General features: G+C 36.1%; 14 protein-coding genes. 7 read left to right on the forward strand and 7 right to left on the reverse strand.

Annotated elements, in window-relative coordinates; translation table 11 throughout:
• Positions 1 to 102 precede the first annotated feature (102 nt).
• The gene (locus IEV57_RS16220; protein ID WP_188444095.1) at positions 103 to 1446 is read right to left on the reverse strand and encodes a sensor histidine kinase; all 1344 of its coding nucleotides are present in this window, start codon (positions 1444 to 1446) and stop codon (positions 103 to 105) included.
• Positions 1436 to 2818 (reverse strand): sigma-54-dependent transcriptional regulator, encoded by a 1383-nt coding sequence (locus IEV57_RS16225; protein ID WP_188444096.1) that lies wholly within the window; start codon positions 2816 to 2818, stop codon positions 1436 to 1438. Before IEV57_RS16225 ends, IEV57_RS16220 begins: the two co-directional genes overlap by 11 nt.
• A 213-nt stretch (positions 2819 to 3031) precedes the next feature.
• Here IEV57_RS16225 and IEV57_RS16230 point away from each other — a divergent pair, with 213 nt between their 5' ends.
• Positions 3032 to 3460 carry an FKBP-type peptidyl-prolyl cis-trans isomerase gene (locus IEV57_RS16230; protein ID WP_188444097.1) on the forward strand — a complete coding sequence of 143 codons (429 nt, stop codon included), beginning with the start codon at positions 3032 to 3034 and terminating at the stop codon, positions 3458 to 3460.
• 65 nt (positions 3461 to 3525) lie between these two features.
• Here IEV57_RS16230 and IEV57_RS16235 read toward each other — a convergent pair whose 3' ends face one another.
• The 5 genes from IEV57_RS16235 to hemA all read right to left on the reverse strand — a co-directional run bounded on the left by IEV57_RS16235 (position 3526) and on the right by hemA (position 8793).
• A complete protein-coding gene (locus tag IEV57_RS16235; protein ID WP_229744541.1) occupies positions 3526 to 4032 on the reverse strand; it encodes a T9SS type A sorting domain-containing protein in 507 nt (168 codons plus the stop codon).
• Positions 4033 to 4053: 21 nt separating this feature from the next.
• Complete coding sequence (locus IEV57_RS16240) at positions 4054 to 4884, reverse strand: hypothetical protein (protein WP_188444098.1); 831 nt, start codon at positions 4882 to 4884, stop codon at positions 4054 to 4056.
• Positions 4881 to 5642, reverse strand: a complete 762-nt coding sequence (locus tag IEV57_RS16245; RefSeq protein WP_188444099.1) for a UDP-2,3-diacylglucosamine diphosphatase — start codon at positions 5640 to 5642, stop codon at positions 4881 to 4883. Before IEV57_RS16245 ends, IEV57_RS16240 begins: the two co-directional genes overlap by 4 nt.
• A 36-nt stretch (positions 5643 to 5678) precedes the next feature.
• Positions 5679 to 7244 (reverse strand): WG repeat-containing protein, encoded by a 1566-nt coding sequence (locus tag IEV57_RS16250; protein ID WP_188444100.1) that lies wholly within the window; start codon positions 7242 to 7244, stop codon positions 5679 to 5681.
• A 280-nt stretch (positions 7245 to 7524) separates the two neighbouring features.
• Positions 7525 to 8793: a glutamyl-tRNA reductase gene (gene hemA, locus IEV57_RS16255; RefSeq protein WP_188444101.1), complete on the reverse strand. Its 1269-nt coding sequence runs from the start codon at positions 8791 to 8793 to the stop codon at positions 7525 to 7527.
• Positions 8794 to 9028: 235 nt separating this feature from the next.
• Between hemA and IEV57_RS16260 the strand changes: the two genes are divergently transcribed.
• The 6 genes from IEV57_RS16260 to IEV57_RS16285 all read left to right on the forward strand — a co-directional run bounded on the left by IEV57_RS16260 (position 9029) and on the right by IEV57_RS16285 (position 13948).
• Complete coding sequence (locus tag IEV57_RS16260; RefSeq protein ID WP_188444102.1) at positions 9029 to 9709, forward strand: ComEA family DNA-binding protein; 681 nt, start codon at positions 9029 to 9031, stop codon at positions 9707 to 9709.
• A gap of 95 nt (positions 9710 to 9804) precedes the next feature.
• Positions 9805 to 10374 (forward strand): RNA polymerase sigma factor, encoded by a 570-nt coding sequence (locus IEV57_RS16265; protein WP_188444103.1) that lies wholly within the window; start codon positions 9805 to 9807, stop codon positions 10372 to 10374.
• A complete protein-coding gene (locus tag IEV57_RS16270; RefSeq protein ID WP_188444104.1) occupies positions 10367 to 11119 on the forward strand; it encodes a hypothetical protein in 753 nt (250 codons plus the stop codon). Before IEV57_RS16265 ends, IEV57_RS16270 begins: the two co-directional genes overlap by 8 nt.
• Positions 11120 to 11138: 19 nt before the next feature.
• Positions 11139 to 12164, forward strand: coding sequence for a hypothetical protein (locus IEV57_RS16275; RefSeq protein ID WP_188444105.1), 1026 nt, complete (start codon positions 11139 to 11141; stop codon positions 12162 to 12164).
• Between the two features lie 34 nt (positions 12165 to 12198).
• A complete protein-coding gene (locus IEV57_RS16280; RefSeq protein ID WP_188444106.1) occupies positions 12199 to 12993 on the forward strand; it encodes an outer membrane beta-barrel protein in 795 nt (264 codons plus the stop codon).
• Between the two features lie 10 nt (positions 12994 to 13003).
• On the forward strand, positions 13004 to 13948 hold the full coding sequence (locus IEV57_RS16285; RefSeq protein WP_188444107.1) for a DUF4097 family beta strand repeat-containing protein: 945 nt from the start codon (positions 13004 to 13006) through the stop codon (positions 13946 to 13948).
• The last annotated feature ends 207 nt before the right edge of the window (positions 13949 to 14155 follow it).

Genomic DNA, 14155 nt, shown 5'->3' on the forward strand with positions numbered 1-14155 from the left:
TTTAATATTCGAGATTCTTTTAACTACGTTTTTATCTAAATTATTTCACCATAGACAATTAGGAACACTAATAACTAATCAACAAATAACTAGTAACTTTTTTTAGGCGTTAAAAATCAATTTAAAAGTGGTTCCTTCTCCTAATTTAGAGCGGACTTGAATATTCCCTTTGTGTCTTCTCATGATTTGCTTGGAAAGGCTGAGACCAATTCCAGAGCCTTTACTTTTTGTAGTGAAGAACGGAATGAAGATTTTGGATAGCGCTTCTTCTTCTATTCCTTTACCTGTATCGGAAACCTCTATGATAATCTTTCCAGATTCATCAATAAACGCATCAATAGAAAGCACTTTAGATACCGCATCTTGCATGGCATGAATGCCATTGTGGATCAAGTTGATTAGGACTTGCTCAATTAGGTTTTGATCACCAAATAAAATCAAATCATTAGGTTCAACAGTGCATTTGGTTTGTATTTGATTGGCTTCAAATTGATTTTGCATCAGGGTTTCCAATTGCAAAAAGAGATTTTTAATATTGATGGTTTGGAATTTAGGAGTAGGAATATGCGCCAAACTTCTGAAATCACTAACAAAATTGATCAATCCTTCACTTCGCTTCTCGATCGTGCTGATTCCCATCAAATAATCTTCCAGATCGGTTGGCTCTACGCTGGCTTCATCATCCATCTTTTGCTCAATATCTCCTTTGATGGTGGAAGCTAAAGAAGATATCGGAGCGATGGAATTCATGATTTCATGGGTAAGGATTTTGACAAGGTTTTGCCATGCTTCCATCTCTTTCTCCTCCAATTCACTTTGGATATTTTGGAGAGACACGAGCTTGATTTTCACGTCTCGCATCAGCAATTCGATCACATAAACCGATAGCTGCATAATCCCATCAGGATGGGCGATTTTGATCAACTCGCTTCCACCTGTTCGAAGGTTATGAATCGCTTGATCCAGTTCTTGGTTGACAGCTTTAATTTCCGAAATTTCGTGGAGTTGGGTAATGTTCAGCATTCTCTTGGCTGCGGTGTTGAGAATTTGGATCTTACCACTTTCTTCAAAAGTGATCAACCCAATACTCAAATGCTGGAAAACAGACCTAAAATACTGATAATTGGCTTCTTTTTCTGCTTGATCTTCTTTGAGTTTTGCTAAAATGGCATTGAACTCAATATGCAAATCATCCGTTTCTGTGCCATCAAATTTCACAGGAAAAAGAGAAGTAAAGTCGTCTTGCTTAATGTTGTCAAGAAACATGCGCACCTTTTTGAAGGAGCTTTCTGCATAGCTTAGCAGGAATATTATTTGAGCTAAAATCAGAATGATAAATAGAGATATAGCAAATACTCCTGCACCATTCAGGATGAAGTAGGAAAGAAAAAATAACGATATAGCAAGAAGGATGATTCTCCCAACTAAGCCAATTTTATAATCCATATTTTTCTAATCTTCTATAAAGGGACGCTCTAGTCAATCCCAACTCTTTGGCAGCTTTAGAGATATTCCCACCATTTTTGTCAATGGCTTTTTGAATTACATTTTTCTCTACTTCGTCAAGGTTGTATGAAGCAGGTGTTGCGATTTTTTCATTGGTTGGTTTGGAAGATAGGAAGAAAAAATCTCTACTATCCAATTCATTTCCATCGGCCATGATAATTGCTCTTTCGATGGCATGTTGAAGCTCTCTGATGTTACCAGGCCAGTTGTACTGCTGCAATAGCTGCATAGCAGCAGCCTTGAAGCCTTTGAAATCTTTGCGGTATTTCTGCGCATAGACTTTTAGGAAGTGCTCTGCCAATAAAGGAATATCATCTAATCGTTCTCTCAAAGGTGGAAGGAATATCTCCACAGTATTGATTCTATAAAGTAAATCTTGACGAAATGTGTTTTCCATGACCATTTCATGTACGTGCATATTTGTCGCGCAGATCAACCTAATGTCAACAGGAATGGCTTTGTTGGTTCCAATTCTTGTAACTTCTCTTTTTTGTAAAACAGTCAGGAGCTTAGATTGTAATGGCATACTTAGATTTCCTATTTCATCCAAGAAGAGTGTTCCATTATCTGCTATTTCAAATCGACCAGCTCTATCATCTTTGGCATCCGTAAAAGCGCCCCGCTTATGACCAAATAGCTCACTTTCGAAAAGTGTTTCGGTAATTGATCCCATATCCACACCCACAAAAATATCATCTTTTCTCAAAGACCTATCATGGATAGCTCTTGCAATAAGTTCTTTTCCTGTTCCATTTTCGCCCAAAATCAAAACATTGGCATCTGTTTGTGCGACTTTGTCAATTATGGAGAAAATATTCTTCATGGAAGCACTTGTGCCGATGATATCAGCATAAGGCTTTTTCAAATCAGACTGAAGCTGCTTTTGCTTTTTGGAAAGCTTGTCTACTTGATCATAACTTTCTTTCAACCTGCTCGCTGAAGTCAAAGTGGCAAGCAGTTTTTCGTTTTGCCAAGGCTTTAGGATAAAGTCTGAAGCACCTTCTTTTAGCGCTTTTACTGCCATTTCTACATCGCCAAAAGCAGTAATCAGAATTACAACAGCTTTGGGATCAATCTCTTTGATTTGCTGCAACCAATGAAAGCCTTCTTTGCCAGAGGTGGTATCTTCAGTAAAATTCATATCCAACAAGATCACATCATAACTGTTGTTATTGACTAAAAAAGGAATTCTTCTCGGATCTTTTTCAATGGTAACTTCTTTTGCATATTTCTTTAAATGCATTTTTGCTGCAAACAATAAGTCTTCGTTGTCGTCGATGATGAGGATTTTTCCTAATTGCTGATTATCCATGATCTTGTTTTTTTATGTTTTATATACAAAATGATGCCATACGGAATATGACCTGAATATGAATAGATTAAGTGAATTTATAAATATTATCGTTCATAAACGAACGCTTTTTGATCGATTGTGAACATAATAGAACTTCATTGGACTTTGGTTTTAATCCCTATCAAAAATCCTTAACTTTGATGCTTTATAAAACAGAATAAAATATATACTATGTCATTAGCAAGTAAAGGAAATTCGGTAAAAGTTCACTACACAGGGAAATTGAAAAGTGGAATTGTCTTTGATTCTTCAGAAAACAGAGAGCCGCTTCAGTTTGTCTTAGGTGATGGAAATATGATCAAAGGCTTTGATACAGCTGTTCATGGAATGCAAGTTGGGGAAGCAAAAAGCGTTACAATTCCAACAGATGAGGCTTATGGTGTAAAGAGAGATGATATGTTGGTTGATATCCCAAGAGCAGAAGTTCCTGAAAACATCTCTCCTGAAGTAGGGATGGATTTGACGCTTCAAGGTCCACAGGGTCAACCAATGCCGGTAAAGGTCGTTCATGTAGACGAGGAGAAAATCACCTTGGATGCAAATCACCCATTAGCAGGTGAAGATTTGATTTTCGATATCACACTCGTAGAAATAGGTTAATCAAAATATAGCATTAAAAAAGCCTGCAAAATTAAATTTTGCAGGCTTTTTTATTTTCTTAATATTTAATCATTAACCTGAGCATCTACTCCACTCTTTTTACCTGGTGGGATTGCATAGATACTCTTGGTTATGTTATACTTTGAGTTACCCACTTCCACTACAAATAACTGACTTTGCAAGTGGCTTAAATCATAAGATTTAATATTTCCATCTTCGGGCATGATTTTATCTTCAAACAAAAGATTGCCAAGGGTATCAAATACCTTAACTTTTGTGATAACTTTTGATTTTTTTTCTAGAATAATAGAAAATTTTTTGATGCCATCAGGCTGCAAATCAAAACTAACGCGCTCTCTATTGAGGTCAGCAGGAAACGAGATTTCTGTTTCTACTTTTGTTCTTTTTTTGAAAATCTGGGCATTGGATACAAACGGTAAAACCAGCATAATTGCTATAAATAGCAAAATTGATGTGCGTAAAAATTGGCTTAGGTTTATAGGTTTACTCATGTTTTGCAAATTTGCAAAAATCAATCCATTTTTACAGCCTTTTGCAAAAGGATTTAACAATTTTTTATAAAATTGATCGTTTTACTCTGCTTTTAAGGGAGATAACGCTTTCGAATAAATTTTTATCGATTCTCTGTCATAAAAAATAATGGCCTTATTTGAAATCAATATTTGATGCTGCTCAAGCTCTTGCGGGATTTCAAATGTTTTAGGTGCGTTTGTCAAAAAATCAGTCATGATTAGATGTGTATCGGTAACAGAAACTAGATTCTTCTTCCAAAAACTTAGTCTTTGACCATTTTCAAAAGGCAAACTTTTGATGAAATTTGCTTGATTATCCAATATAGCGACACCTTCATCAGTGATTTTTAGGAACACTAAGTTTTGATATTCTTTGATTTCTTGCACAGCTAAGGCAGAGTTGGTCAAAATTAAATTGAGCGGTTGCTGCTGAAGAATTTGATTTCTTCGATGGTCAAATTGATTCAATCTAAAATCTGATTCATCATAAATCCAAATGATGTTGTTATTGCCTAGTGTAGCAGCCCGCGCGAGATTGATGCCTTTTTGTTGTATTCTATTCTCAGATATTGGATTGAGAAAGCGATCAAGGATTCTATATTCTTGAAGGTCAACTGAAAAAGTGAAAATATTCACTGTCCAAGCAGCTTCTAGCTGATTGATTTTTCCTTGGCGTGTGGGCGAATAATTATTGACAAACTCCCCCGAATGCTTATATTGAAGTATATCTCCTTCCTGATTTACGACGAATAAAAAACCCTGATTATCCAGGGATATTTGGGTGATGTTGTCAATTTTGATTTCTATTGGATTTTCCCAACCAAAATTTTGAGCTCTGGTGAAATTTCCTTTCAGGGAAAAGAAGAGAAGAATAATCCAATATTTTTTCATTTTTCAAATGTCCTGAGATGCATTTTTTCACCATCAAATTCACCAAAAGTATATTGGCTGACCCATTCTCCTAGATTGATGTAAGTGGAAGTTTTTCCGACTTCAAGTTCCAAAGGTAGGTGTCTGTGTCCAAAGATATAGTAATCGAAATGCGTATTCTTATTTATCCCTTTACAATATTCCCAAAGCCATTCTTGATCGCCTTTGAATTCATTTTCATTCTTTTCAATATTGGAAATTCGACTTTTTCCAGACCATCCTTGTGCAATTCTTATGCCCAAATCTGGATGAAGCCATTTGAAAACCCATTGGAGAAAAGGGTTCATAAAGCCTTTCTTAAGTAATTTATAAGTGTTGTCTCCTGGACCTAAACCATCTCCGTGACCGATTAGAAATTTTTTGTTTTCAATGATCAATTCTATTGGATGATGATGTACGGGAATGCCAAGTTCTTTGGTGAAGTAGTCTTTCATCCAAAGGTCATGGTTACCTGTAAAGAATATAATAGGGATATTTTTGTCTCTTAATTCAGCAAGCTTTCCTAAAAAACGAATAAATCCTTTTGGGACCACTTTGTCATATTCAAACCAAAAGTCGAAGATGTCACCTACCAAGAAAATAGCTTCTGCTTCTGCTTGGATACTTGTAAGCCAACGAACGATCTTTTCTTCTCGTAGTTTACTCGTTTTTTCATCTGGGGCTCCCAGGTGAAAATCTGAGGCGAAAAACACTTTCTTTTGATGCAGTTGAATATTCATTTTTTAAAATACTGAATTCAAAGATAAATAATATTCTTAATCTGCTCGTTTTCTTTTGTTACTCTTCTCTTCTTCTTTCAAAACAGGTGCAACGTAAATGTCTTCTGCCAAAATCAATCTAGAAGCTTGATCGAATAGAATGTTTTTGTAGTAAAGAGGGAGTACATAATTCCCTTCTTCGTCCATAATCCCATAGTTATCACCTTTTCGGACCAGAATGATGTCTTGGGCTTCTTTCCTGATTTCATCAAATTGTGGAGCAATTATTTCTTTCCCAGCGGCATTAATCAAACCAAAGACCCCATCTTTTTCTGTGATATAATAACTGTCTGGAAGAGATAAGATTTCATCATAATCTTTGCCTTCGATGATTTCTCCTGTGCGGTTAATCAATTGACTTTTTCCATTTTTCTTGACAATTGCAAAACCTCGGTTAAACTTTCCGACTGCATCAAATTCAGGGTTGATGACAATTTGATCTTGCTGATTGATAAAACCCCACTTCCCCATGTTTTTGACTGCTGCCAGGCCTTCGGAAAATGAATTTACTTCATCAAACCTAGAAGGGATGATCCAATTCCCACTTTTGTTAACAAAGCCAAATTTCCCATATTTGATAGATGGATATAAATTATCACTTCCTGGGAATATCTGCTCCAAGTCTGAGGAAAGATTGACTTCCCAACCATTAGAACCTAACAAACCAACTTTATTGTCCCTAGAGAATACATTATAATGATTTTTTCCGACTTGGTTAACTTTTTCCATTCCCACCATATCAAGAAGAATCCCGTCATTTTTCATCACCCTGCGGAGTTTGCCGTGGATGTATTCTAACATCATGTTATTTTCCAATGTGATCTTGTGATAACTCGTGTATTTGATGTCTGCACGCTCTTCTCTTCCTTTGATTAGCATATATTGGTTACCATCAAAAGCATAAAAATAGTCCTCTTCCAAATAGGTCATTTCATCAATGATCGGATCTAGAATATAATTACCTTCTCTATTGATCAAACCAAAACCTGTAGTTTCGTGAGAAATGATAAAGTTCTCGTTGATTTCTCTTAGATCTTTATAAACTTTGTAAGGATTTTGAGAAATGGGAAGATAGTAGCCTTCAGAATTTTTCCCGATTACCTGACCGTTTTGGGAAAGGATAGCTGAATCAAATTCACCGATCATTTCTGTAGTCCTTTTCATTCGGTTATAAAGCCAGAATTTTTTCCCTTTTTGAGCAAGAACTCTCGTGTAGAATACTTGAATGTCTTCATATTCAGGAGCAAAAATTTCTTCTCCATATTCATGAAAAGCGCCTTTACCTTCTGGTCCACTTACTATAATCCACGGCTCTAAATACTGATAGACAGTTTCTCCTTTGAGATTGAAAAATGGTTTGTATTCCTTACTCAAAAGACGAAGCTGATTGTTGGCTGTGCTTACTCTGACTGATTCGCTTAAAATTTTAATCTGATCAAAATTGATTCTTGATTGCAGTTTGAAATTATGGTCATAAACTTCCCATGTTTGTCCTTTGACAGATACAGATACCATTGTCCCGACCACCAACAGCGCAACTGTCAAATATTTTATTAAATTCATAAATCATGTAATTTGAAAGTAAAATAAGGGCTTTAGAACTGCAATTCAAAAAGATATTTGATGATTAGCATACCAAAATAAAAAGGATGTCTGATTAGGCATCCTTTTATGTTTCCGTATAAAAAATTATATGGATATCCGCTTTTACACCAGTAGCCACTAAAAATAATCTAAATCCTAAATTTAAAGTGCTGTGGACTATTAGCTGTGGACTATTGACAATTATCCGCAAGATTATATGTGGTAAAATCACATACTGGTATCATTGCGGGTAATCATATTATTTTTTATCACTTACTCTTTCTAAATCAAAAAGATCAGTGAGTAATTCCATCATTTGATCTGCTTGGTCTCTTTGGCAAGCAGCTTTCAATTGTACTACTGGGACTTTCAAGATTTTTTGCATCATGCTCTTTGTGATTTTGTCAATCACTGCAATTTCTTTTTCATCAGCATTCTTTAAGAACCTTTCCATTTCTTCTAAACGGATTTGCTCTAATGCATTTTTAAATTTATTGATGGTAGGAGAGACCATCATCTCCTTTTTCCAGTTGTAGAACTCTTCAATACTTTCTTCTATGATCTGCTCTACTTGTGGTACAGCTGCTAATCTATTTTCAAGTGTTTCAGAAGCTTTGCTACGGATATTATCCACATTATAAAGTAATACACCCGGAACATCTTCTATAGAAGTCTCTATACTTCTAGGTACTGAAAGGTCTACAAAAAGCTTGTAGCTTGGTATATCGAATGTTTTAACAAGATTTTTTGTAATGAATGGATCAGATTTCATGATGGAGGAAATGATCACATCAGCATTTTGCATAGCATCCATTACATCTTCAAAAGGAATGACATCGAATCCCATTTCTGCTGCCAATATTTGAGCCTTTTCAAAAGTTCTATTGGTTATGGTGACTTTTGCGTTTGGTAGATGAACCATATTCTTGGCTACATCTTCTCCGATTTCACCAACCCCGATCAATAAAATTCTTGGCTCGAAAGTGTTTGATGTAAGTTCTTGAATCAATTCTACCGCAGCATAAGATACAGAAGCAGCGCCATCTCTGAAGGCTGTCTCTTGAACCACTCTCTTATTTGTAAAAAAGATCGTGTGCATCAATCTGTGAAGAAAAGGACCTGCCATATCTAAATCAGATGTTGCTTGGTACGCTCTCTTTACTTGATTAGAGATTTGCATATCTCCCACAACTTGCGCTTCAAGACCCATAGACACTTTGAAAAGATGATTGATTGCATCTTTATCATCATTGTATATCTTGAAATATTCTATATAATCAATGATTGAGTTTATTCCCTTCTCTACACCAATCAATTTGATAATCTCTGAGCTCAAATCTAATTCATGTGCGTAATAGATCTCTGTTCTATTACAAGTGCTGAGGATCAAAGTATCAGTTACACTGAAAAAGTCCTTTAATTTAACCAAAAGTGAATGAATCGAAGCTTCGTCCAAAGCAATGATCTCCCTGATTTCTACAGGTGCACTTTTATGTGATAAACTTATGGCTCTAAACTTGTTTTGCATTTTACTTGACTTTCGGTTACAAATTTAATTTATAATGTGTAGCAAAAGAATATTTTGGATAATCAGATATTAATTTAAAATCTATCTAAATAAGAATTTTGTTTATCCCAAACTCTGCTACAAATGTCGTCAATATTGGAAAATAATACCAATCTTATTAACTTATGAATCATAGATACGATCTATAAGGTTTCTTTGGATTATTCCTTTTGATAGAATTTTTAAATATGCTGTCATGATTCGAAAATTGAAGTTTTTTCTCAAAAATTACCTAGGATTTAGCAATCGAGAATCCAGGGGCTTTATCCTTCTGCTTCCTGCACTTTTGGTCTTGTATGCAGTTCCTGTTGTGTATGAAAGTATCATAGCTAAGAGGAATCAAATAGACTATGAAATCTATCTCAATAAGATGGATAGTTTGGAAAATGCAGGATGGAATAGATTAGAAACACAATATTATCTGAGTTCTAGCCAAGACACTTCCAAAACTAATTCCAGACGTAGAAATCAGCCACAACTCAACAAAATCTCTTTTGATGAAGCAGATTCGATTGTTTTACAAATTGTACCAGGTATCGGTTCAGCTACAGCAGGCAGAATAATCAAATTTCGAGATGCAATTGGTGGGATGCACTCCTCCGAGCAGTTACTTGATGTCTATGGCATGAGTCCTGAAGTAATGGAAAGGGTATTTGAATATTTTGAATTTACGCCTGGCATAAAAGCTAAAATCAATATCAATACAGCAGATATCCAAACTTTGGCAGCACATCCGTACATTAATTATGGTAGCGCCAAAGTAATTGTAGCTTACAGAGATCAACATGGTCCTTATAGTGTAGCTGATGATTTGCTCAAGGTAAGAATCTTCAGTCAAGAGTGGATCGATAGAATTAAGCCTTATTTAACGTATTAATTTAGATGCATTGAAAATTTTTTAACTTTTTTTCACACCTTCATGCAACCAATTTTTAATGAATTGTATCTACCTATTTGAAAGACGCATTAAGCATGTTTACAAAGAAAACTTTTAAGAATGAATCTGAAATCATAGAAGGCTGTCTCAAAGGAGAGCGGAAAGCGCAGCAGCACTTGTATGAGACCTATTCGAAAAAGTTTTTTGCAATCTGCCTGAGATATATCAAGGATAGAGATTTGGCTGAAGACGTAATGATCGAGTCTTTTATGAAAATCTTTGAAAAACTGAATCAATTCGAATCCAAAGGAAGCTTTGAGGGATGGATGAAAAGAATCATAGTCACGCAGGCATTGCTCACTTTGAGGAACAACAAAAACCTCAATATGCAAATCAACATGGACAATGTCTCAGATTTATCCAATCATCAATACGAGCTGAACCACTTGGAAGCAGATGAATTGATGGAATTGGTTGAAGATTTACCAACAGGATACAGAACTGTGTTCAACCTCTATGCAATCGAAGGATACAGCCATGCTGAGATTAGTGATTTGCTTGGAATTACAGAAAGCACATCCAAATCACAATTGAACAGAGGAAGAAACTTATTGAAACAAAAAATAGCCTCACAACAACTTAAAGAAAGGAGAATCAATGGCTAACGAAGATAAAAAGTTTGATGATTTGTTTAAAAGCAAACTCTCAAATCACGAAATCAAACCTTCATCACTGGCTTGGGAAAGGCTAGAAGGGAAATTAAATAAAAAGGAAAAAGCAGCATATTTTCCATTCTTAAGAATAGCCGCTTCAATCATCTTGCTACTCGGAGTTGGTTACATCGCTTGGTTTATTTCAAAAGAAGACATCAAGGAAGCGCAACCTCAGCTAGCAGAAGTAGTCGAGCAATCCGAAGAACCTGCGTTAATCCAAGAGGAGTTGATTATTGAAGATCAAAGCAGCGAAACTACAGTGTCTTCTGAAATACAAGAACAGCAGGTTATTCCACAAAATGAGGAAAAAAAGGGCAGTCAAAAAGTTGATATCAAGAAAATTGAAGAAGTGAAAAAACAGGAGTTTATCGCGGAAATCAAACCTATAGAAAAAACAGAAGTAGTAGTTGCTTTGCCAGAATTAGAAATCCCAGAACTTGATATAAATGAAGCAGTGGCAATCAATCAGCCTAAAGCGAATGAAGTTGAAGAGGAAATAAATTATAAAATCACGATTATCGGAAAAGGTATAGCTGATTCAGAACCCGAGAAAGCTGGGTTGATAGGTGAAATTGAAAATAAAGTAGAAAAAATAGGTGGCTTATTGAATAAAGTAGATCAGGGGTTTGCAGACCTGCAGGATGCAAAAAACAATCTCTTTACCTCGATTACCTCCAGAAAAGAAAGAAGTAAATAACCGATTTGAAACTAAGATCATGAAAAAATATTTGTTGTTATTTAGTCTGATGGCCATAGTGAATTTCGCTTTTGGAAGCCATCTTGAAGCGCCCCACGCTGAGAAGGACAGTATCATCGTAGAATTTGGGAAATCAGGGAAAATAGTCCTAATCGTTGAAAATAAAGAAGATTTTGAACGATTGAAGAAAATGGATATCAATCAAATCGTGAAAGAACTGGACTTGAAACTGAATGAAGAAACAGGGGAATTGACAGTGGTTGAAATCCAAAGCAAATCAGGAAGTAAAGAGATTGTAAGAGTAAATGAAAACGGAGCAGAAACGGAAGTTGCGGTGGGTAGAATCAAGGTGATCGTCGATGAATCTGGTGGTAATACCAAAGTGAAAGTAGAGTCCTCCGAGAAAAAGCGAAAAGACCCTCCTTTCAAGACGTATTTTAATCTTGATTTAGGAATTAATACATACTTAGATGGCGCTGGTAATTTTCCATCATCGAGTGATCCTTATGCAACCAAAGGCTGGGGGAGTTGGAATGTGGGTTTGAACTGGATGGCTTCACAGAGATTGGCAAAAGGGTTTCACTGGGACTTTGGGATAGGTTTTCAGTGGTACAATTTCAAATTTGAGAACCGAGATTTTCAAGCAGTTCGTGGTGATGAAGGGATTGATTTTCTTCAAAGAGCGGATGTTAACGGATTCAAAAGCAAGATTTCTGCTTCTTATTTAACTGCACAAACGCTATTGAAAATAGATTTTGGAAAAATGACCGATAACGGTAGAAGAGGGGTAAGACTAGCAGCAGGTCCTTACATCGGCTATAGATTAGGTGGCAGAAGTAAATTTGTTTACCGTGAATTAGATGGTGGTGGACGTCGGAAAGAAAAACAAAACACTGGGATTTATTTAAATAATTTGCGCTATGGCGTGAGAGGTGAGTTGGGCGTAGGGAGATTTAATTTCTTCAGTACCTACGACATGAACACCCTCTTCCAAGATGGAAAAGGTCCAGAACTTCATCCAATTACATTTGGAGTAATATTTTAAATGATTAGAAGAACAACATTTTAAATTTTAACAGATGAAAAAGCTACTATTATTGGTTAGCCTGGGATTATTTTGCTCAGGAGTGTCAGTTGCACAAGAAGAAGGGACTGAGAAGAAAAAGGAGATAGTGAAAACCAAAGACTTTAAGTTGTTTGGAGCAGAATGGCACTATGAAAAGTTTGATGACAACACTTTCACATTGGAGTCTGAAGATGGAGATATGCAATTTGATGGAAGTAATAAACGAGCCTTCGAAAGATCTCTCAACTTAGATTTGGGTATCAATACTTGGATAAATGATGCTTCTGCTCCTGTGAGCAAGCCTTGGGGAAGCTGGAATGTCGGGATCAATTTCCAAAGACAATATAAGATGGGGAATAACTTTTCTTTAAACCCTGCATTAGGTGTGAGCTGGTTTAATTTTAAGTTTGAAGATAGAAATCTAATCGCAGTAAAAACAGCAGAGGAGATTGAATTCCAAGATTTTACAGATGGAACAGGTACCAAATCAAAAATTTCAGCTTCTTATCTGAATCTAAGTTTGATTCCCACTTTTCATAGCAGTGATGGGAAATTTAGATTTGGAATCGGTCCTTATGCAGGACTAAGAATCGGAGGGAGAGGCAAATTTGTTTATGATGATCAAGATGGCCGGTCACGCAAAATCTTCGAAAGGTCAAATATGTATGCAAACAATTTCAGATACGGTGGTAGAGTAACACTAGGTATTTCGAATGTTGATTTGTTTGTCAATTATGACCTCAACGAATTTTTCGAAACAGACAAAGGTCCTAGGGTAAATGCATTGAGTTTTGGTTTAATTCTTTAATTGAAAGCGAATGAAAATCTTTAAAAACAAATTTCACATCATTTTGGGTTTCCTTGTTCTGTTGAGTTCATCAGGATTAATGGCTCAAAAACAAGTATTGGTGGATACTCAAAGGAGTTTTGAAGGTATCCAAAGGATAGAAGTCAGCAGCGGAATGCTGGAAATGGAGTATATAGGAAATTCAAACAAAAAAGAGGTGAGTATTGATGCCTATTTAGAATCGAGTCAGGGGAATCAAGATATCATATTTGTAGCAGTAGGAGATGTATTGAAAATTACTTACCAACAAAATAATAATGGCAGTAACTCTTGGAGAGGAAACCAAACCAAAGGGCATATCAAAATCTCAGGACCGGAGAAAATGCTCTTGGATTTATCCGCAGGGTCGGGAACTATCAAAGTGGATAGGTTAATCGCTGCCCAAACGATCATTAGAGTAGGTTCAGGAAGAATGGATGTTTCCAATATTACCGGTGCTTTGGAAGCTAAAGCCTCATCGGGAAGAATGAATGTAAATGGCTTGAATGGCAATTTGGATTTGAGACTGTCTTCGGGATCAGCTTCTTTATCTGACGTAATGGGTCAAGCAAATCTGACTTTGTCAAGTGGTTCTGTCAAAGGTGATGGCATAACCGGGCCATTGTCCTTATCTCTTAGCTCGGGAAGTGCCAAATTATCAGGAGTTGACCAAGTGGAATTAGTGAAAGTAACTTCAGGATCTGCTGAATTTACACAATCTGGCCTTGCAGACTTGACCAATTTGAGGTCCTCTTCAGGAAGTATAAGAATCAAGACCACTTCGAATATTGATGATTACAATTACAATCTGAAAGCATCCTCAGGATCATTGAGAGTAGGGAATAACTCCAAAAGCAAAACCCTACAAATCAACAACGGGTCTTCAAAAATAGTAAATGGCACAGTAAGCTCCGGATCAATTTTGATTGATAATTAAGTGGTTAAGGGAAAGAAGTAAAAATACAAGGCAAGAAAAACACCTTGATGTTTTTCTTGCCTTGTTTGATGTTCAGTGTATTATTCTTTAGGATTTTATTTTTATGGTAATGTGGTCAAAAATAGTTGGTGACTTTTGTTGAAAAATTTCTTAACATGCCATGCAGATTCGAAGAGGACGTAAGCTCTGCTGAGGAGCAACTTACCA

Origin of the sequence: Belliella aquatica (assembly GCF_014637795.1) — a bacterium.
Taxonomy (GTDB): Bacteria; Bacteroidota; Bacteroidia; order Cytophagales; family Cyclobacteriaceae; genus Belliella; species Belliella aquatica.